Origin of the sequence: Stutzerimonas stutzeri, assembly GCF_000590475.1 — a bacterium.
In the GTDB taxonomy this organism is placed as follows: Bacteria; Pseudomonadota; Gammaproteobacteria; order Pseudomonadales; family Pseudomonadaceae; genus Stutzerimonas; species Stutzerimonas stutzeri_D.
Window position 1 is genome coordinate 2,469,952 of sequence record NZ_CP007441.1, and the last position, 20,616, is coordinate 2,490,567.

12 protein-coding genes and 1 pseudogene are annotated in these 20,616 nt (G+C 62.2%); 6 read left to right on the forward strand and 7 right to left on the reverse strand.

The window, feature by feature from the left end; translation table 11 throughout:
* Nucleotides 1-57: 57 nt before the first annotated feature.
* On the reverse strand, nt 58-1,041 hold the full coding sequence (locus CH92_RS11410; protein WP_025241910.1) for a TRAP transporter substrate-binding protein: 984 nt from the start codon (nt 1,039-1,041) through the stop codon (nt 58-60).
* A gap of 309 nt (nt 1,042-1,350) precedes the next feature.
* On the opposite strand from CH92_RS11410, the pseudogene CH92_RS11415 reads away from it, so the two are divergent.
* The 4 genes and pseudogenes from CH92_RS11415 to CH92_RS11430 form a co-directional block, all read left to right on the forward strand.
* Nucleotides 1,351-2,586, forward strand: a pseudogene (locus tag CH92_RS11415) (UbiD family decarboxylase); the annotation flags it as partial.
* Between the two features lie 314 nt (nt 2,587-2,900).
* Nucleotides 2,901-4,343: an aldehyde dehydrogenase family protein gene (locus CH92_RS11420; protein WP_025241912.1), complete on the forward strand. Its 1,443-nt coding sequence runs from the start codon at nt 2,901-2,903 to the stop codon at nt 4,341-4,343.
* A 23-nt stretch (nt 4,344-4,366) separates the two neighbouring features.
* The gene (locus CH92_RS11425; RefSeq protein ID WP_025241913.1) at nt 4,367-5,317 is read left to right on the forward strand and encodes a LysR family transcriptional regulator; all 951 of its coding nucleotides are present in this window, start codon (nt 4,367-4,369) and stop codon (nt 5,315-5,317) included.
* Nucleotides 5,304-5,942 (forward strand): UbiX family flavin prenyltransferase, encoded by a 639-nt coding sequence (locus CH92_RS11430; protein ID WP_025241914.1) that lies wholly within the window; start codon nt 5,304-5,306, stop codon nt 5,940-5,942. The genes CH92_RS11425 and CH92_RS11430 overlap by 14 nt, the downstream gene beginning before the upstream one ends.
* A 40-nt stretch (nt 5,943-5,982) precedes the next feature.
* Here the strand turns inward: CH92_RS11430 and CH92_RS11435 are convergent, their stop codons facing one another.
* A complete protein-coding gene (locus tag CH92_RS11435; protein ID WP_025241915.1) occupies nt 5,983-6,759 on the reverse strand; it encodes an alpha/beta fold hydrolase in 777 nt (258 codons plus the stop codon).
* Between the two features lie 87 nt (nt 6,760-6,846).
* On the opposite strand from CH92_RS11435, the gene CH92_RS11440 reads away from it, so the two are divergent.
* Nucleotides 6,847-7,812, forward strand: coding sequence for an XdhC family protein (locus tag CH92_RS11440; protein ID WP_025241916.1), 966 nt, complete (start codon nt 6,847-6,849; stop codon nt 7,810-7,812).
* Between the two features lie 132 nt (nt 7,813-7,944).
* On the forward strand, nt 7,945-8,808 hold the full coding sequence (locus CH92_RS11445; protein WP_025241917.1) for a helix-turn-helix domain-containing protein: 864 nt from the start codon (nt 7,945-7,947) through the stop codon (nt 8,806-8,808).
* Nucleotides 8,809-8,851: 43 nt separating this feature from the next.
* Here CH92_RS11445 and CH92_RS11450 read toward each other — a convergent pair whose 3' ends face one another.
* The 5 genes from CH92_RS11450 to CH92_RS11465 all read right to left on the reverse strand — a co-directional run bounded on the left by CH92_RS11450 (nt 8,852) and on the right by CH92_RS11465 (nt 20,609).
* Complete coding sequence (locus tag CH92_RS11450; protein WP_025241918.1) at nt 8,852-9,577, reverse strand: DUF4198 domain-containing protein; 726 nt, start codon at nt 9,575-9,577, stop codon at nt 8,852-8,854.
* 56 nt (nt 9,578-9,633) lie between these two features.
* Nucleotides 9,634-11,763, reverse strand: a complete 2,130-nt coding sequence (locus CH92_RS11455) for a TonB-dependent siderophore receptor (protein WP_025241919.1) — start codon at nt 11,761-11,763, stop codon at nt 9,634-9,636.
* Between the two features lie 348 nt (nt 11,764-12,111).
* On the reverse strand, nt 12,112-12,270 hold the full coding sequence (locus CH92_RS22035; protein WP_158491122.1) for a hypothetical protein: 159 nt from the start codon (nt 12,268-12,270) through the stop codon (nt 12,112-12,114).
* A 150-nt stretch (nt 12,271-12,420) separates the two neighbouring features.
* Nucleotides 12,421-13,635 carry a GGDEF domain-containing protein gene (locus tag CH92_RS11460; RefSeq protein WP_080689994.1) on the reverse strand — a complete coding sequence of 405 codons (1,215 nt, stop codon included), beginning with the start codon at nt 13,633-13,635 and terminating at the stop codon, nt 12,421-12,423.
* Between the two features lie 20 nt (nt 13,636-13,655).
* A complete protein-coding gene (locus CH92_RS11465; protein WP_025241921.1) occupies nt 13,656-20,609 on the reverse strand; it encodes a YDG domain-containing protein in 6,954 nt (2,317 codons plus the stop codon).
* Between the last annotated feature and the right edge of the window lie 7 nt (nt 20,610-20,616).

The following is a 20,616-nucleotide window of genomic DNA, read 5'->3' on the forward strand; positions in this document are numbered from 1 at the left end:
AGGCGGCGCGGTGCCCGGCTGGACCCACGCTCGCAGGACAGGGCTAACGGCGAGGCGTCAGGGTTTGAGCTCGGCCGCTTCGCGGCGCAGGTCGGCCAGCACCGGGGCCTTCTTCAGCCAGATGTCTTCCCACTGCTGCAGCGTGTCGCCGAAGAACTCGGGGCCCACCGGCGTCACCTTGACGCCGGCCTGCTCGATGCTCGCCTGGGTGTCGGCCTCGGACTTCTGGTAATGCGCGGTCAGGCTGTCGAGGTGCTTGCGGGTCAGCTCGCGAATCAGCGCACGGTCATCTTCGCTCGTTTGCGCCCAGACGCGGCCGGACATCAGGCCGATGACCGGAAACATCATGTGGTTGCTCTGCAGCACCGTATTGGCGCGCTCGTAGAGGCGTAGCTTCCAGATCAGCTCGAGGTCGGCATCGACGCCGTCGACCTGCCCGTTGGCCAGTGCGTCGTACACATCGGTGACCGGCATCGGCGTCGAGGCGGCGCCGAGCATACGGTAGAAGTCCTGCACCGGCGGGAACGGCGTGATGCGGATCTTGCGCCCGTCGATCGCCTTGACGTTCTCGGTGGGAAAGGCGTTGAGCATCAGGCGCATGCCGGCCACCCCGTAACCGAGCCCGACCACCCCAGCCTTGGCCGGCAGCTGGGCGAGCATGCCCTGCGCCGTCTTGCCGTTGAGCAGCTGGCCGGCCTGGGCCACGTCATGCACGAGATAAGGGGCGAACAGCGCGCCGAAATCAGGGACCCGGTTGGCCACTTCGGCGGTGGTCATGAAGGCCATGTCCAGCGCGCCGGTCTGCAACTGCTGCAGCATGCGCGCCTCGCTGCCGAGCTGGCCGGCGGGAAACACCACGAGGTTGTACTTGCCACCGGAGCGCGCCTTGAGCTCGTCGCCCATGGCCTGTGCCGCTTGCGTCCAGGCATGGGTGCCGGGGACGATCAGCCCCAGACGCAGGTCCTTGGCCATGGCAGCGGCGCTGCCCAACAGGGTAACGACGGAACACAGCGCACACAGCAGTCGGGTCGTTTTCTTCATGGCTCACCTTTTTTGTTTTTGTTTACCGGCCCGCCCTGGAGCGGCGGTCCAGCGGATTCAACAGAAACCTAGCGCACGGCCGCTCGGTACAGCCATTAGGGATTAGTGATGCCGAGGATCAGGGATCGTTATGGTCCGACGAGCGTGACTGCGCATGGCTAACGACGGAGCCCGCCTTGCCAGCGCAACGGACAGCGCAGGGCATCGCCGGTACTGATGGCGCACATCAGAAAACCTTAATAGGCAGGCCGGCATGGCGCTCCTAGCATGGCCAAAACAATAACCACGAGAGAACGCGCCATGCCGTCCATGCCCTCCTCCCCGGCCGCTTCCGCGCCAACCGCCCTGCCGGTCGGTGCCAGCCTGCGCGGCTGGCTGGATCATCTGCAGCAAAGCCAGCGACTGAGCGTCATCCGCCCGGGCACCGACCTGCGCTTCGGCGTTGCGGCGATCGCCAACCGACTGGACGGTCAGAGTGCCTCGCTGTTCCTGCAACCGGGTGGGCACGAGATTCCGGTGATCTCCGGCTTGCTCTCGGATCGCCAGTGGATGGCCGACGCGATGGGCGTCGAGCCGAGCCAGGTGCTGGCTCGCTTCGAACACGCCAGCCTCGAACCGCTGGCCTGGCAGGAAACCGCCGACGCGCCCTGCCAGCAGGTGGTCCACCACGAGGTCGACTTGCTCAGCCAGCTGCCGATCCCCACGCACAACGAGCACGACAGCGGCGCCTACATCACCGCCGGCCTGCTGATCACCCGCAACCCGCGTACCGGCGTGCAGAACGTGTCCATTCACCGCCTGCAGGTCAGCGGACCGAATCGTCTCGGCGCGTTGTTACTGCCGCGTCATGCGCTGGCGTACTTTCAGGAGACCGAACGTGAGAACGAGGACCTGGAAGTCGCCGTCGTGGTCGGTTGCGACCCGCTGACACTGATGGCGTCGCAGGCCATCGTGCCGATCGACCACGACGAGCTGGAGATTGCCGGCGCGCTGCACGGCCGCCCGCTGCCGGTGGCCAAGTGCGTGACCAACCGCATTCGCGTACCGGCCGAGGCGGAAATCGTCATCGAGGGCCGCCTGCTGGCCAACGCACGTGAGGAAGAAGGTCCGTTCGGCGAATTTCCGCAGTACTACGGCGAGCGTGCCGAGCGCCATGTGATTGAGGTAGATGCCATTACCCATCGCCAGGCGCCGATGTTCCACACCATTGTCGGTGGCGGCCTGGAGCATCTGCTGCTCGGCGGCATCCCGCGCGAGGCGACCATGCTCGCGCACCTGCGCCGCAGCTTTCCCTCGGTGCGCGACGTTCACCTGGCGCGTGGCGGTGTGTGCCGCTACCACCTCTACGTGCAGATCGACAAGCGCTCGGAGGGCGAGGCGAAGAACGTCATCCTCGGCGCGCTCGGCGGCCACTACGACATCAAGCACGTCGTGGTAGTCGACACCGATGTCGACATCCACGACCCGACCGAGGTCGAGTGGGCGGTGGCGACGCGCTTCCAGGCCGACCGCGACCTGGTGCTGATCCACGAATCGCAGGGCTCCAAGCTCGATCCGTCGACCCGCGACGGTGTCGGCTCGAAGATGGGCTTCGATGCCACCGTGCCGCTGTCGGCGCCGCCGATGCGCTTCAAGCGCATCCGCGTGCCGGGCGAGACCGAAGTCGACCTCGGCGCCGTGAGCCAGCGCATGGATGCCGCGGCAGGTCCGCCGGCAACCGCCTTCTCTCGTTACAGGTTCCAGGACGCGCCCGCGGCGGCCCACAAGGCTCCGCTTCCGGCCCCTTCCCATCCAGTCATCACGGGCAGCGCCGTGCCCGGCACGACCACGACAACCGCTTCGTCGGACAGGAGATACAGATGCAGCAGGCACGACACTTCATCGACGGCCAGTGGTGCGACGACGGCCAATGGGCCGACAGCCTCGACCCCGCCAACGGCGAACTCATCGGACGCTTCGCCGATGGCGGCCAGGCCCAGGCGCGCGCCGCGGTCGAGGCCGCCGCCCAGGCATTCGACAACCCGCAATGGTCGCAGAACCCTCGCCTGCGCCAGCAGCTGATGCTCGACTGGGCGAGCGCGCTGAAAGGCCGCCAGGAAGCGCTCGCCGAACTGCTCACCCGGGAAAACGGCAAGGCGCTGGCGCAGTCGCGCGGCGAGATCGGCGGCGCCATCTCGGAAATCCTCTATTACGCCGGCCTCGCGCGGCACAATCCCGGCCATGTGCTGGAAGTCGCACCGGGCGAGTTTTCCACGATGCTGCGCGAGCCGGCCGGCGTGGCCGCGCTTATCATCCCGTGGAACGCACCGGCGGTGCTACTGGTGCGTGCGCTGGCGCCGGCACTGGCGGCAGGCTGCACCTGCGTGATCAAGCCGGCACCGCAGACGGCATTGTTCAACGCGGCCTTTCTCGCCCCGCTGCTGGAACTGCCCGATCTCGCACCCGGCGTGGTCAACCTGTTCGCCGAGACCGGCCATGCCGGCGCGGCCCATCTGGTCGCCACGCCGAAGGTCGACGTGCTCAGTTTCACCGGCTCCACGGCGACCGGCACACGGATCATGCAGGACGCCGCGCCGACCATGAAAAAGCTGTCGCTGGAGCTCGGCGGCAAGTCCTGCTGCCTGGTGCTGGACGACGCCGACGTGGCGGCGGTGGCGCCCAAACTGGCGGCGGCTGCGACCATCATCTCCGGCCAGCAGTGCACCGCCGCCCGCCGGGTGCTGGTGCATGCCAGCCGCGCAGCGGACATGAAGAAGGCACTAGTCACCGCACTGGCAGAGATCCGTCTCGGCCACGGCCTGGAGGCGGCAACGCAAATGGGCCCGCTGATCGACCACGGCTCGCGCGACCGGGTCGAGCAGCGCATCCGCGAGTCGATGGACAGCTGCGACGAGGTGCTGCTAGCGGGCAGTCGTCCTGGCGATGCGCTGGGCAGCGGCGCATTCCTCTCGCCGACGCTGATCGCTCACCAGGACAGCAGCGCGTTCTTCTGCCAGGAGGAAATCTTCGGCCCGCTGCTGGTGCTGGAAACCTTCGAGGACGAGGCCGAGGCCGTGCGCCGCGCCAACCACACCGAATTCGGTCTCTCGGCCAGCGTCTGGACCCAAGACGGCGCCCGAGCGATGCGTCTGGCCCGTGCGTTGCGCAACGGTACGGTGTGGATCAACGATCACAACAAATTGTTTGCCGAGGCGGAAACGGGCGGCTATCGCAAAAGCGGACTGGGACGACTGCACGGCTACGATGCCTTGCTGGATTTTACAGAGCTCAAGCACGTCTACCAGAATGTTGGCACCCTGTAGGCAATCCACTCGCCGAGGTTCACATGGAACTGCGCCAACTGAAGTATTTCACCACCCTCTATGAGGAGGGCTCGGTCACCAAGGCGGCGCAGCGCCTGAACATCGTTCAGCCAGCGCTCTCGATGCAGATTGCCAAACTCGAAGAGGAGCTCGGACAACCGCTGTTCGATCGCACGCCCAAAGGCATGATCCCGACCGAAGCGGGCGTGCAGGCCTACCGCCTGTTCATGCCGATTCTCAGCGAGCTGCTCGAAGCGCGGCAGACATTGATCGACCGCAGCGGCAAGATCGGTGGACGCATCAACGCCGGGCTGATCGCGTCGGCCGCCAACCAGGCGCTGGCCAGCACCCTTGCCTATTTCGTCGAGCACCACCCGGACGTCGAGCTGCAGATCAGTTACGGCTATAGTCAGGATCTGATCGATCGCGTGCTGTCCGGCGTCCTGGATTTCGCCGTGATCAATCAGAGCTTTCAGCAGGAGCACCTGAACCGAGTCGATATCCTCGACGAAGAGCTGCTCGTCGCCACCGGCGCAACGACCCGGCTGCGCATGCCGACGCCCGTGCCGCTCGCGGAGCTGGCTCAACTGAAGTTGGTACTGCCCTCCCGCCGGCACGGCCTGCGCATCGTCATCGATCAAGCACTCGCGGTGCATGGAATCGAGTTGGCCCCGCACCTCGAACTCGACGATCTGACGGTGATCGAGAGCTTCCTGCGCCGCAGCGACTGGATCAGCCTGCTACCGGCTACCGTCTTGCAGCGCGGCCTCGAAGAAGGCGCACTGCGCGCCTATCCGCTCGCCACCCCTGGCATCACCCGCCGTATGGTCTGCGTGCATGACAGCCGCCGCCCCCTGACGCCTGCCGCCACGCTGTTCATCGACATCATCAGCAAGACGCTGGGCACCGCTCTCAACGCCATCCATTTTTACAAGGAAGGCGCGATACAGGACACCGACCATGACATCAGCTAACCCGCGCCCCCAACGGCTCATTATCGGCATATCCGGGGCCTCCGGCGCGATATACGGCGTGCGTCTGCTCGAACTGCTGCGCGACACGCCAATTGAAACGCACCTGATGGTTACCAAGTCAGCGCTGATCACCCTTGCCCATGAAACCGGACTTTCCTGGACGCAGCTCAAGGCCATGGCCACGGTCGCTTATTCCAACCAGGACATCGGGGCCGCCATCGCCAGCGGTTCGTTCAAGACGATGGGCATGATCGTCGCGCCGTGTTCGGTGCGCACGATGTCTGAAATCGCCAGCGGCGTAACTTCATCGCTACTCACCCGCGCCGCGGACGTGATCCTGAAGGAACAACGTCGATTGGTACTGATGGTGCGCGAAACGCCGTTGCACCGTAATCACTTGCGCACCATGACCGAATTGGCTGAGCTGGGTGCCGTCATTGCGCCGCCGGTTCCGGCGTTCTATGCGCGCCCCGCTTCGATCGACGACATGGTCAATCACACGCTCGGACGTGTCCTGGATATGTTCGATATCGAATTGGGCATCGTGCGGCGCTGGCGTGACGAGCCCGAAGTCGTCCCGACGCTCGACGAGATTGAGGCAGCTGATGCCGCCGAGAATGCGTGAAATGCCGCTGTCACCAGCCATCCGAGCGGACACCGCCAGGCTAGGTTTGGAGGCCTCCCAGGAATTCCTCGATCAGCTCGAGGGTGCGTTCCCGGGCCTGGTTCTGCGGAAAGTGCCGGCAATTGTCGAGAAATTCGACGCGGCTGTTGCGCACAAGCTGGTCGATCAGTTCCAGTTGCTCGGCGGTGGCGTATTCGTCATCGCGGCCTTGCAACGCCAGAACCGGCAGCGCGATGCGCGGCAGTTGATCGAGCAGACTCCAGCCGCTGAAGGCTGGTTGCAGCCAGGTATCGCTCCAGCCATGGAATGCGCAATCGGTGTTGTCGCCATGATGGACGGCGAGCCGCTCATGGAGATCGCCAGTGCGATACGCGTCGAGGGTTCGCCGGATGGCGGCGAGGCTCGCCTGTTCGACGGTCACGTGCGGCGCCAGCGCCACTGCCCCTCGAACGCGGGAATCATTGCGGGCCGCATAAGCCAGCGCGATCGAGGCGCCATCGCTATGGCCGACGAGCACGACATGCTCCAGCGCAAGAGCATCGAGTACGCGTCCCAACTCGTTCGGCCCGGCCACGCTCAGGTAGTCCAGCCCACGCGGCAATTGTACCGGGCTCGACCCGCCGTACCCCTGGCGGCTGTAGACGAGTACTGGCCAGCCCGTTCTTGCAGCCAGCACCTCGGGGAAATCCTTCCACAGCGCGACGCTGCCCAATCCTTCATGCAGCAGAACGAGCGTCGGGCGGGTCGGATCCGTAGCGGGCAGCAGTCGGTACTCGAGTTTCGCGGTACCGATATCGAGAAGAGAGCAGGACGGCATTTCACAGGCTTCCTTAACACAACGAACCCGAAGGGTAACCGATTGCCGCGGCCCGCCAGTGAGTTGTCAGCAGCCAGGGGATAAGACATGCAACATCTTGATATGCAGGTGATCGAACAGGCCCTGCAATGGGTAGCGCAAGGGCAGGATGTGTGGTTCTGCTCGGTGCTGTCGACCTATGGCTCGGCACCCCGAGCACCGGGCGCCCTCCTCGTTGCCCGCGCCGATGGAGCCCATGCGGGCTCGCTGTCTGGCGGCTGCGTCGAGGAAGAATTTCTTGCCAGCCTGGCGCTGGGCGAGTTGCAAGCACCCGCGCAAATCGTGCGCTATGGGGAGTCCGATGATGACCGGCTCCGCCTGCGCTTGCCCTGCGGGGGCATCTTGCAGGTGCTGGTGGAACACCACGCGCCTAGCGAGGCATGGCGAACTCACCTGTTAACCCTCCAGGAAACGCTGCAGGGTCAACGGCGCTTGCTGCGTCGCGTGGATCTCACCAGCGGACTCGCGGAACTGCTGCCGGACCACGGCGGCGAACAGACCTGCATCAAGGGCGAACACGTGGAGATCCGCGTCGGACCGGCGCTCCGATTGCTACTGGCCGGCGTATCGCCAGTGGCGCAAGCCTGCGCAGGATTTGCCCGCGCAATGGGCTGCGAAGTGATCGCCTGCGACCCGCGCGAGGACATGCAAGGCACGCTGATCGAAGGCATAGACGTGCAACCGGTGTTACCGTCCGTGTTCATCGCTTCCGGCGGATGCCACGAAGCCACAGCAGTCGTCGCGCTGACCCATGACCCCCGCATCGATGATCTCGCCCTGATGGAGGCCGTACGGACCCCGGCGTTTTATATCGGTGCCATGGGCTCACGACTCACCTCAGCCAAACGGGCCGAACGGCTGCAACGCGTTGGCGGCCTGACCCAGGACGAAATCGAGCGCATCCATATGCCCATCGGACTCGACCTCGGCAGCAAGACGCCCGCCGAGATTGCCCTATCGGTTATGGCCGATGTACTGCGCGTTTACCGAGGCAAGGCGCGTGATGCGCTCTGAAGCGTACCGGGCACGCGTGATCGCATCGCCAGCCGACAGTAAGGAGATCGGGCGTGCAACAACTTTCACGATCGCCGATCAAATCAACCCCGCCGACGATCCAGGTCCCGGCATTACATCGAGGTGCTAAGGATGTCCATTGCCCAACGTGTATTTCATGGAAAGTTCGGCCGGGTTGCGCTCCTCGACATGGATAAACCACTGGTCACCCACTCGCATCACGAATGCCATGTTCTGGTGAAGGCAGCCGGTGCGGATACCTTTTTCAACGTGAACGGCCGCCAGGTCCCGCTCACCGACCGCAGTGCAGTGTTGGTCAACGCCTGGCAGCCGCACTATTACGATTTCCAGCAGGGCGCTGAACACACACAGATCATGGCCCTCTACATCGAACCGGCGTGGCTGGCGGACGCTCAGCAATCATTGGCGCTCAGCGGCCATCCCGAGTTCTTCTCCCAGCCGTGTATCGAGCTCAGTGGCAAGAACCGTGCGATGGCCGACCGGCTGATCGCCGAGGCCTACTCGTCCGGCCTCGTTCCACTGGAGCGTATCGAGTTTCTACTGTTCGACTTTCTGATCGAACTGATTGAGGACTTTTCTCAATGGCAACACCTTCGCCGATTGGGATTGCCGCCTCGACAAGGGTTCGCCGATGCGCGCATCCGCCGAGCCTGCGAATACCTGCAGACACACCTGGACGACCCCGATTGCATCGCCAACGCCGCGTTGGCTGGCGGCTTGTCGCGTGCACATTTTTTTACCTTGTTCCGGCAGAACACCGGTATGACGCCCATGCTGATGCTCAACGATGCACGCATGCGGCAAGCCTTCTCCTGGCTGGAACGCGAACGAAGCGGAACGCTCGGTAAACTCGCCGAGAATCTTGGGTTTTCCGAGCAAGGGCATTTCACGCGATTCTTTCAACAACACATCGGTGCCTCGCCGAGCCAATACCGCCGGGTCGTGGACAGTTACCCGTCCGATCTACCCAAGTAAGGCTCTCACCCTGAAACGCCGCCCCATCGGGACGGCATCCGGATCAGTGGTGATGATGCGCTTTGCCGAAGCTCAGCGAGGTGAACATGCCGCGAACGCGAGCGTCCGGGTCTTTGCTGGGAACGTTCGTCGATGCGCCAATTACGTTGAACTCCCGGTTGCGTACCGGAACGACAGCCTTGCCCTGCGCGTCGGTGGTCGCAACGACCTGTTCCGGATCGTTGATGTAATCGCCGATCAGCTCGATGCCTTCGGCGGGTTCGCCATCGACGAGCACTTGTACGGGCAACGCATCGCCCATGGCCAGGGCTAACGGATCGACCTGGGGCACGATCACCAGCTTGAGCTTGTCCAGCGCCGGCAACTTCGCGCCCTCTTCGAGCAGCGCCAGGCTGTATTTGTAATAGCGTCCGGAGTCCAGCGCGCCAGGTACCTGGGTCTCACCGGCGTTGACCCATTTCTTGTCCGGCGCTTGCGTCCAGTAGCCATTGTCCAGCGCGACGGCGATTACCGCTGGCGGCTTTACCGGTTGCAGACGTGCATGATCGTCGAGGCGTTCGACCGTGACCGGAATGCGCCCACCGTGCAGATCGGTTGCCCAGGCGCCGGAGATTTTCTTGGCGTCATAGGCGTCGTCTTCGGCGCCATGGCCGTAAATGACCTCGATATTGCCGCGGCGCTCCTCGGTCCACATCCCATGAGCCGAGGCCTGTGCAGCCATCATTATGGTCATCAACGCAGCGGCGATTTTTGCGTGTTGCTTGTTCATTCTGTTTCCTTACGGACGGGTGGATATCCGACTCGCGGATCGAGCCGGGTCGGTCGTTACAAATTCAGCGACAGGCTTAAACTGAGGTTGCGCGGGTCGCCCGGCATCACCCAGACGTTGCTGTAGGAGCGCTCGTAGTAGGTACGATCGAAGGCGTTGTTGAGGTTTACGCCCAGGGTCAGATCCTGCGTGGCCTTGTAGCGCGCGAGTAGGTCCACCGTGGTGTAACCCGGCAGTTCGAAGCCGCTGTCCGACACATTGCCGGAGCGCTCGCCGACGTAGTTCACGCCACCACCGAGCTCCAAACCTCGCAAGCCGCCGTCGAGGAATTCGTACACGCCAAGCAGGCTGCCGCTGTGTTCGGGCACGTTGAGCAGACGGCTACCAACCGCAGGGGTGGATCCCTCGGTGGCCTTGGTGATCTCGGCGTCCACGTAGGCATAGGCACCGATTACCCGAATCTCGTCTGTCAGCTGACCGGTCAGCTGCAGGTCGATCCCGCGGCTACGGACCTCGCCGGCGGCGATCTGCGTCGTCGAACCGGGGGCAGGGTCCGCAGTGAGTACGTTCTCCTTCGTTAGGTGGAAGGCAGCGATGGTCATGCCTAGGCGGCTGTCGAGCAGATCCAGCTTGAAGCCCGCTTCGTAGCCGACGCCTTCTTCCGGGTCGAATGCAGCACCCGACGCATCCGCGCCACTGTTGGGCTTGAATGACTGCGAGGCGTTAGCGAATACGCCGATCTCGGGCGTGAGCTGGTAGAGCGCGCCAATGCGCGGCGTGACCTTTTCATGGGTCTGCTCGGCGCGGGTGCCGGCTACTTCATCGTCCAGCCGATGCTCGTAATGGTCGTAACGTGCGCCGATAACACCAAAGAGCTTTTCGCTGAAGCGCATCTGGTCCTGCAGGTTCAGCGAGCGGGAATAAACCAGCTCGTGGCGATCGGTGCTGCGCCCATCAGGGCCCACGCTGAACGACGGTCGTGGTTGCCCGTAGACCGGCTCGTATATGTCGATCTGCGAAATCGGCTGGGAACGCAGCAGTTGCTCACTCTTGGCGTAGCGCTCGTATTCCGTGCCGATCAGCAAGTTGTGCTCGACGCTGCCGGTATAGACCAGGCCACGTAATTCGAGCTGGGTGATGCTGTCCTGCCAATCGAAATCGCGATAGCGGTACTCACGGTTAATCGTACGGGCATCGGCGAAGCTGATCGCCTCGGTGGCGCCACCGCTCAGACGCCCCTGCTTGTAGTGACTGGCAAGCCGAACCGTCCAGCTGGTGTTCAGGTCGTGCTCGAGCTCGGCCTGCAAGCTCTCATTGTTATTGCGAATATCCCCGTCGCCAGGCTCACCCAGGAACGTCGAGCGTGACACGCTGCCGAGCCGGTCCCCCGGCGCCGCCACGCCGCGGTCAAACACCTGGCTGCTGCGGATTAGCTCGGCTTGGATCAACAGGCGAGTCTGCGGCGTCAGTTCCCAGCTGAATGCAGGCGCGATGAACTGGCGTTCGCTGGAGCGGTAATCGCGAAAACTCTTGTTGTCTTCCACCGCGAGGTTCATGCGGTAGAGCATCTTGCCGTCTTCCTCCAGTGGCGTATTCACGTCCAGGCTGCTGCGGTAGCGATCCCAGCGACCAGCGCTCAGATCCAGACGGGCGAACCGATCGTATTCCGGGCGTTTGCTGACGATATTGATGGTGCCGCCTGGGTCGCCACGGCCGTATAGGCTGGACGCCGGCCCCTTGAGTACGTCGATGCGCTCAACGTTAGATGGATCCTGGGGATTCATGTAGCCGCGGTTGACGCTGAAGCCGTCCTTGTAGAACTCCGAGGTGGTGAGACCCCGGATGCTGTACTCGTACATTGTCAAGCCGCCGAAGTCGTTCTGGCGCGCCACGCCTCCTGCGTAATCCAGCGCCTTCTCGATCCGCGGGCTGTCGAGGTCGTCGAGAACCGTGGCGGGAATGACGCTGACCGCCTGTGGGACCTCCTCCAGCGGGCTGTTCGTTTTGGTTGCACTGGTCGAACGCCGAGTGCGATAGCCCCGGGCGTCTTCCTCTTCTCGATCCGCTGTGACCACCACCTCTTCGAGGACGGCGGTTTCCGCCTCTTGCGCCCACGCCGGCATGGCGGCCAGGCCTGCCATCGCCGCAATGCCGACAAGTCCCGTTGAAACCTTGCTGTTGCTCATAACGCTTCCAATCGATGTTATATCATAACATTTGATAGAAGCGTCCCGCTGTTGTCAAGGTCGCGCCGTGCTCTGCGGCGGGTGTTCATCGGGGCCTCGGAGGCCGTCTGGTGGCCATTGCCTGGAGCCAGATTTTTGTTACCTCGAACCGCAAACCGCGTGGTAGCGGCCTGTGGGCTATCCGAATTACGGGTTTAACGACCCTGGAACCGTACCGTGCCGCCACCGGCGAAGAACTTTGGCCTTGGGCTTGAACGATATTCCAAGTACTTTTTCCAATTTTTTTTGGGCGTGTGATCGCCGAGCGGCTTACATGCGCGGGTGGGATTACAAGAACGCCTCGACCTGCTATATCGTCGCGACAATTGCCTCGACGATCTTCGGGCGCATCGCCAAGAAGTCACTGAGCTGAATCTGCTGCTGGCTGGGGTCACACTGGTCCGTGTGCTGCCCTTGGCCGCGATACAGCGCCAAGCGAAGCTGGCCAGCGACGACGAATATAGCCAAACCAATGGACTCTTTACCTTGGCCAACCTTCAATGGCTGATACCGGACGCAGTTTTTATTTGTCCGCTAGCCGCCCTTATCGGATTTTTTCCGCGCACCAGAGCGCAGACCGGATCAGCGATCGGTACTCTTAGAGCGAGTTCGTGAGCGCTACGTAGCAGCGGCGATAACTCTATTCTTGCCTGCCGCCTTGGCGAGCAACAAGGCGACATCTGCTCGATGAAGCCCCTCTCGAAGCATCTCGCCTGCGCTCAGCACCGAAGTTCCGATGCTGATTGACAAGCGCGACGGAAAACTCACCGATGCGCTGCATACCGCACTACGAAGACTTTCGGCGATGGACGTAATCTCACTCTCGCTCCTCACCGGCGCCAATACCACGAACTCTTCGCCCCCCAACCGACAGAGGATGTCTCCTTCACGCAACACGCTGGTCATCGCTTGCGCTGTCAGCTTCAGCGCTTCATCTCCGGTGGCATGACCGTACCGTTCGTTGATCCTTTTGAAGTTGTCCAAATCGCAGTACGCAATAGCGACCTCGTGGTTTTTCGGCAGGTTCGAACGAATGACGTCGAACAATCGCGTCAAGCCCAGGCGGTTCCAGGCGCCCGTCAATGGGTCGATCATGGCGCGGCGCTGCTCGTGTCGAAGCGCTTCACGAAGCTCGGCAATCTGTGCTTTTTGGCTGGACACCCGAATGTAACCTTCCGCCAGATGCACCCACTGCTGCAGATGATCGATGCTCAGGGCGTCCGGGCTCCGTGCCTTCGAATCGAGCAGGCAGAATGCGCCGATACGGCGACCGGCGACGATGAGCGGCTGCCCCGCAAAAAAGCGAACGCTGTGGCCTGGCGCCGTGAACGGGCTATTGGCTAAACGATCGTCAACCGCGCCATCAGCGATCACGAGCGCTCCATCCTTCAGCTCGCTCCGCAGCCATCTGGCGATTCTGTCGTTGTCGCCAACGCCTTTGAGCGTCATCCCTGCCGCCAACCCCTCCAGCTCGTCACCGAAGATTGAAAGCAATACCGTATCGACCGACAGCAGGCGCCTTGCCAGATCGCAAAGCGTATCCAGATAACAGTCCACCGACGTTTCGACGATCTCGAATGAGGAAAGATGAAGCGGACTTCCCTCGATACAAACTGATGAAAACATAACAACCAATGCGTTACAAAAAGGGCGGCTTTGTTTATCGATGGCACGTGCGGGATGGCAGATCACCAGAACGGTGGCGGGCCACCTCGGTGCGGTGACGCAAGCGCAAGCAGTCATAGGCTCGCCGCGCACACCTTCTTCCAGACGCGGCTTAACTGATGAAATCAAAAGCGCCCAGATCACTGGGCGCTTTTTGCTGTTTTGCATAGCGTCTTGTCTGCGTTACGTCACAAGTCGATCTGCGGTCCCCCTTCGCTGCTCGCCAAATGGCGAGTCCTTTCAATCACGACGGTTCTAAGCGCCTGAACACTCACACCCAAGCGTTTTTTCGACACGGCCAACCCATACGCCGCAATTTCTTCACTGGACAGTTCCTCGCCCTCCTGACCCACCTCGATCAGCAGAGCCCCGCCTTTCAGCAGAGCGACCTGCAAGTTAAGCCACGTGCCGCCGACGACCGGGACAATACCTTTCGAGCTGACAATGCTGGATCGCTCCAACAAGGGAGACTGACCGGCAAGCGACGCTTCCCGCTCCAGCGTAATGCTGCTGCCCAGGTCCGTCGCTGAATACAGCCCCTGCCCTCTCAGCGGTTGTCCAGGGTCGCGGTCATAGAGCGCCAAGGTGTTCGTGGAGGCCGGTTCAAGTCGGGAATCCTCGAGCGCTAGGCTCATGATTCCCCCCATGCTGAGGGAGGACCCTCTCACAACCGTAGCAGCCTCGCCTGAGCCCTGCGGCGGCTCGGAACGTTCCGGGACGATGCTATACAACGCATCCGCAAGCACCGGCCAAGGACCGATTGACGTCTCCAGTACCGGTCGATTGGTGGAACGATCACGCGACAGTTCCGTGCCGTTGGCACCGCTCGGCTCTGCAATCAGGCCCGCCGGCTCGTAGTACGGCGCCTGGATCGTTGCCTCGCCAAATACGGGCGAATCGGCCAATGCATAGTTTTCAGCATCCTCGCCAACCAGTTGCAGTTCTACAGCGACCGTTTTGCTCTGTCCTGCTGCTGGGTCGGTGAACGCCGCTGTACCTGAAGCGCCGATATCGTCGCCGGTAATCACACCATTGAGCTTCGTATCGCGGATAACCGCAGTGCCATTCCCGTCGTAGACCTTATCGGCAATATTGACCACCGCCGTGATGGTCTTCCGGTCGATATCGGCAGTGCCGATCTGTGCGCCGGTATCGAAAGCGTAGTTATTCGCCTCGTCACCGGTCAGGCCGATGCCCGAGCCCCTCACCGATTTATCCTGACCAGCGTTTTTATCGAAGAAGGAACCCGTGTTGCCGCTGGTGTTCACCTTGCCGGCGTCGCCAGCCACCACGCCCACCAACTGCACGTTGCTGAGGTCGGCCGCGGTAGTGCCATCGTAAACCTTGTCGGCTACATCAGCGGTGGCCGTCAGGGTCTTTTTGTCGATGTCGGCAGTGCCGATCTGAGCGCCGGTATCGAAGGCGTAATTGTCCGCCTCGTCGCCGCTCAGCGCGATGCCAGAGCCGCTCACCGATTTATCCTGACCGGCGTTTTTGTCGACGAAGGAACCCGTGCTGCCGCTGGTGATCACATGGCCTTCGTCGCCGCTGACAATACCGCTCAGGACGATGTTGCTCAGCTGTGCACCGGTAGTGCCGTCATAGATCTTGTCGGCCACGTCCGCCGTTGCGGTCAGCGCTTTCTTATTAATGTCGGCGGTGCCGATCTGCCCATCGGTATCGAAGGCATAGTTGTTCGCTTCGTCACCCGTCAGGCCGATGCCCGAGCCGCTCACAGATTTGTCCTGACCGGCGTTCTTGTCGCTGAACGAACCGGTGCTGCCGCTGGTGTGCACTTTGCCGGCGTCACCGGCTACCACCCCGATCAGCTGTACATTGCTGAGATCTGCCGCAGTAGAAGCGTCATAAACCTTGTCGGCCACGTCGGCGGTAGCGGTCAGGGTTTTCTTGCCGATGTCCGCTGTGCCGACCTGCGCATTGGTGTCGAAGCTGTAATTATCGGCCTCGCCTCCGGTCAGGGCGATGCCCGAACCGCTCACCGACTTGTCCAGGCCAGCGTTCTTGTCGCTGAACGAACCGCTACTACCGCTGGTGCCGACCTTGCCCTCGTCGCCGCCGACAATACCGCTCAGGACGATATTGCTCAGCTGTGCACCGGTAGTGCCATCATAAGTCTTGTCGGCTACATCCGCCGTTGCGGTCAGCGCTTTCTTCTCAATGTCAGCGGTGCCGATCTGCGCGCTCGTGTCGAAGCTGTAGTTAGCGGCTTCGTCTCCAGTCAGCGCGATGCCCGAACCGCTCACCGACTTGTTATTACCGGCGTTTTTGTCGACGAACGAACCCGTGCTACCGCTGGTGATCACTTTGCCGGCGTCGCCGCTGACGATGCCGCCCAGGACAATATTGCTCAGTTCTGCTGCGGTGGTGCCGTCATAGGTTTTGTCGGCCACGTCCGCCGTTGCGGTCAGCGCTTTCTTGCCGATGTCGGCGGTGCCGATCTGCGCGCTCGTGTCGAAGCTGTAGTTACCCGCCTCGTCGCCGCTCAGCGCAATGCCAGAGCCGCTTACCGATTTATCCTGACCGGCGTTTTTGTCGATAAAGCTACCGGCGGCCCCGCTGGAATTTACTTTGCCAGCGTCACCGGCCACCACGCCTACCAACTGGATGTTGCTGAGGTCTGCTGCGGTGGTGCCGTCGTAGACCTTGTCGGCGACGTCGGCCGTGGCGGTCAGGGTCTTCTTGTCGATATCCGCGGTGCCGATCTGCGCACCGGTGTCGAAGGTATAGTTACTCGCCTCGTCGCCGGTCAGGGCGATGCCCGAGCCGCTTACCGACTTGTCCTGGCCAGCGTTCTTGTCGACGAACGAGCCCGTGCTGCCACTGGTGTTGACCTTGCCAGCATCACTGGCCACCACGCCGATCAGCTGCACATTGCTGAGGTCTGCGGCGGCGGTACCGCCGTAGACTTTGTCGGCCACATCAGCCGTGGCGGTCAGGGTCTTCTTGTCGATGTCGGCGGTGCCGATCTGCGCGCCGGTATCGAAGGCGTAGTTATTCGCCTCGTCGCCGGTCAGGGCGATGCCGGAGCCACTCACCGATTTGTCCTGGCCTGCGTTCTTGTCGACGAAGCTGCCGGTCGAGCCACTGGTGTTCACCTTGCTGGTATCACCGGCCACCACGCCGATCAGCTGCACATTGCTGAGATCGGCCGCAGTGGAACCGTCGTAAACCTTGTCGGCCACGTCGGCGGTAGCGGTCAGGGTTTTCTTGCCGATGTCCGCTGTGCCGACCTGCGCATTGGTGTCGAAGCTGTAATTATCGGCCTCGCCTCCGGTCAGGGCAATGCCCGAACCGCTCACCGACTTGTCCAGGCCAGCGTTCTTGTCGCTGAACGAACCGCTACTACCGCTGGTGCCGACCTTGCCCTCGTCGCCGCCGACAATACCGCTCAGGACGATATTGCTCAGCTGTGCACCGGTAGTGCCATCATAAGTCTTGTCGGCTACATCCGCCGTTGCGGTCAGCGCTTTCTTCTCAATGTCAGCGGTGCCGATCTGCGCGCTCGTGTCGAAGCTGTAGTTAGCGGCTTCGTCTCCAGTCAGCGCGATGCCCGAACCGCTCACCGACTTGTTATTACCGGCGTTTTTGTCGACGAACGAACCCGTGCTACCGCTGGTGATCACTTTGCCGGCGTCGCCGCTGACGATGCCGCCCAGGACAATATTGCTCAGTTCTGCTGCGGTGGTGCCGTCATAGGTTTTGTCGGCCACGTCCGCCGTTGCGGTCAGCGCTTTCTTGCCGATGTCGGCGGTCCCGACCTGCGCGGTCGTGTCGAAGCTGTAGTTGTTCGCCTCGTCGCCGCTTAGCGCGATGCCCGAGCCGCTCACCGATTTATCCTGGCCGGAATTCTTGTCGACGAAGCTGCCGGTCGAGCCGCTGGCGTTCACCTTACCGGCGTCGCCGGCCACCACGCCCACCAACTGCACGTTGCTGAGGTCGGCCGCAGTAGTGCCGTCGTAAACCTTGTCGACTACATTGGCGGTGGCAGTCAGGGCTTTTTTGTCGATGACTCCAACCTCACCGCTGACGCTCGATGCGTCGACCTGATAGCCGTAGACCTTGACGCTGCCGTTGGTGGCTTCCGAGACCTCGACGTCATCCACGGTAACCAGCTTGCCCGAAGCCGCGTTCTTGTCAGCGTAATAGGCGTCGCCGAAAGATATGACGTCGATGGTGTCGCCATCGATGGCGCCGCTCATATCGAAGTTGCTGTTGGCGACGGTAGCAACAGCGTTTCCGTCATAGGTCTTGCGGACCTCGCCAGTCAGCTCGACCTTTACCTTGGGCGCATATGTGTAGAGATGGCCATTGCCAGTCCCTAGCACCGTGTCGCCGTATTGCGCGGCGTACTGTTTGAAGTCAACGTCCAACCCACCGCGAGTATCGTCCAGCGGGCTAGTGGAGTAGGTCAGCCAACGGCCATTGCCAGCAAGCAGCGCATTAGCGCCAGCGTTGTTGACGAAATTGCGCGCAGCCACCAGTACTACGGCATCGCCACTGCCCTGAGCGGACACGCGACCGTTATTGTTGATGACCACGTCACCCTCTCCAGCCTGAGCAATGACATGACCGGAGGCATGGGTATTGCTCAGCGTACCGTCGACCACGATGTCGCCATTGAGCAAGGTCAGGTTGTTGTTCGCACTGAAGCCGAATCCTGAAGCATCAACAGTAGTGGTGCCGGTGCCATCCGCGCGGCCAATGGTCAGGTTCTTGATACCGACCAGATCACTGATATCCGTCGCAGGGGAATAGGCATCGAGAAGAATTCCGCCGCCAGCGTTTCCGCTGCTGCTATCCAACGTAATGTCGGTGGCCTCGTCATAGGGTTCCAGACGAATGCTGGCAGTGGACAAGTTCTGCAGGGTTGCGTTGGTGAAATCGACATTGTTGGCCCTGAGCGTCAGGAGGTCATTTCCCGTGTCCAGATTGACCGTGCTGGTGAAGTTGATCGCGCCGTTGGTGTATATGGACGCGCCGCCCTTCATGGTCAGCGGCGTGGAGAAATTGACGTCTCCACTCAGGCTGAGCAGGCCAGCCAGGACCTTCTCTCCAGTCGAGGCGCCTAGTCCCTGCCCTCCTGCCGCGTTTATCGCATCGCCGAAATACAGCCGGCCGTTGCCAAGTACCATATCGCCCAGCAGGGTTGCACTGCCGGTATTGCCATTACCGAAGGAAATGTAGAGGTTTCCGCCATTGGTAGTGACAGGTGTATTCAGAGTGAAGTGACCCTGCCCGCCAACGTCCGAGTCACCGGAAAGTCGGACATATCCTCCGTGAGTGGTGATCGCTCCGCCGATGGTCAACCCGTCAGCGCCGAGCAGGGTGACGCTACCTGCTCCAGGAGTGCCGCTGCCAATGATAGATACAGTATGGTCCGGCAGGTCAGCTACCGCCGGATTCTCACCCGGTCCCGTCGCGGTAAGGTTGAATACGTTACTGATCGAGCCCGTGCCGCCACCGCCAGCCTGCAGATAGATGCTACCGGTCCCCGACACCACCAGCTCGTTCTGGGCATTGTCGAAGAACATATCGCCTCGGCTGGAGGAACCCGACGTGTTATTCCGAATCACCTCGGCCCGGAAGCTGACATCCTCCTGCATGGTGATTACGCCATCACCACCGTTCTGCGTCAGATCCCCAAATCTGATGCTATTGGTTGCCTGCATCAGCACGTTGGCGGTCTGCTCTTCCAACGTCTTCTCGTAGACCGTCACATCGCCGGTGCCGCTGGACCAATCGCCGCCGGTGCCGCTGCCGCCAGACACGGTGACGGTGGTCGGATCGAGCAGCAGATCGCCCGTGCGACCCTTGGCCGCGCGGGCATCGGTCACACCGGCATACTGTAGCGTCTGTTTGCCGGACACTTCGGCCTTGCCGCCGTTGCCGCCCTGCTTACCACCGCGGACAGAGATGTTGCCGGCAAACCGATTGTCTTTGTCGGACCAGAACACGACGGTGCCACCATCGCCGTTTTCGGTGGCGTCAGCCTTCACCGTGACGTTCTTTTCGACAGTCACCTCGCTAGCGTTGGCGACACTGGCGTCTTTACCCTGCCAGCCGCCGCCGACCTTGATAGTGCCGCCGCCAGTTGCGCCGCCGGCGTCCAGGGTCGCGTCGCTAAGCGCGATGCGCTCGCCAGTCACTGTGATATCGCCGCCCTGGCCATGCTCGGAAGACACATCGAGCACGCCCGCGACCTGCGTGAGCCCGCCATCGGCGTCGCCATCGAGCAGAATGCGTCCCCCACGCTCGACGAGCCCTTTGGCCTCGATAATGCCGGTATTGTTGATAACGCTGCTTAGCGCGGCGTCAGCCGATCGGGCACTCAGCGCAACCACGCCGCCGTCGGCGCTGATGTGTCCTTCGTTCTGCACCAGCGCGTCGAGCACGCCACGCTCGATGTTGACACTCACCAAACCGTCGCCATTGAAGTCGAGGGCGACCTTGTCGCCGGCGGCCAATACAGTGCTGCCGCCGGGGGTATGGATGTTGCCGCTGTTGCTGACCTGTGGGCCGATCAATGCGACGACGCCGCCCTCTGCAGCCTTGATGGAGCCTTGGTTGATCACGGCACCGGCACCCGCCCCGGCGCTCAATGCAGTCTTACCGGCGAGGAAATCCTCGTCGCTGATCTGAAGTGACGAAGCCACGAGGCCGCCAACGTTGACCTCGGCGCCCTTACCGATCACAACCCCGTTGGGGTTGAGCAACCAGACCTGGCCATTGGCATCGAGCTTGCCCAAGATCTGACTGGCGCTACCGCCACCTATCACCCGGTTCAAGGCGATGCTGTCGGCGCCCGGCTGGTGGAAGGTGACGCCCGAGCTGGCGCCCACATCGAAACTATTCCAGTTGGTTACCAGCTTACCGCTGGACTGGTTGATCACCATCTGATCGCCGTTTTGGGAAATAGCACCGCTACCGGCAACTATCGTCCCTCCGGTAGGCAAATCGGCGGCATGTGCGGCGCCCATGGTCAGCAAACCCAGGGCGGCTAGAGCGCCAACGACACCGCCGCGCTTGCCACGGGCAGCGGTATGTTCGGCAACGGCGACAAAAGCCTGGTCGGCATCGCTCCAGACAAGGCGGTAAACATGGTTCAGCGAAGCGCTCTTCATGAGGTGT

Coding starts and splice junctions, on each gene's coding strand:
- CH92_RS11410 (WP_025241910.1), bottom strand. CDS start 1,041: ATGAAGAAAACGACCCGACTGCTGTGTGCGCTGTGTTCCGTCGTTACC.
- CH92_RS11420 (WP_025241912.1), top strand. CDS start 2,901: ATGCAGCAGGCACGACACTTCATCGACGGCCAGTGGTGCGACGACGGC.
- CH92_RS11425 (WP_025241913.1), top strand. CDS start 4,367: ATGGAACTGCGCCAACTGAAGTATTTCACCACCCTCTATGAGGAGGGC.
- CH92_RS11430 (WP_025241914.1), top strand. CDS start 5,304: ATGACATCAGCTAACCCGCGCCCCCAACGGCTCATTATCGGCATATCC.
- CH92_RS11435 (WP_025241915.1), bottom strand. CDS start 6,759: ATGCCGTCCTGCTCTCTTCTCGATATCGGTACCGCGAAACTCGAGTAC.
- CH92_RS11440 (WP_025241916.1), top strand. CDS start 6,847: ATGCAACATCTTGATATGCAGGTGATCGAACAGGCCCTGCAATGGGTA.
- CH92_RS11445 (WP_025241917.1), top strand. CDS start 7,945: ATGTCCATTGCCCAACGTGTATTTCATGGAAAGTTCGGCCGGGTTGCG.
- CH92_RS11450 (WP_025241918.1), bottom strand. CDS start 9,577: ATGAACAAGCAACACGCAAAAATCGCCGCTGCGTTGATGACCATAATG.
- CH92_RS11455 (WP_025241919.1), bottom strand. CDS start 11,763: ATGAGCAACAGCAAGGTTTCAACGGGACTTGTCGGCATTGCGGCGATG.
- CH92_RS11460 (WP_080689994.1), bottom strand. CDS start 13,635: ATGCAAAACAGCAAAAAGCGCCCAGTGATCTGGGCGCTTTTGATTTCA.
- CH92_RS11465 (WP_025241921.1), bottom strand. CDS start 20,609: ATGAAGAGCGCTTCGCTGAACCATGTTTACCGCCTTGTCTGGAGCGAT.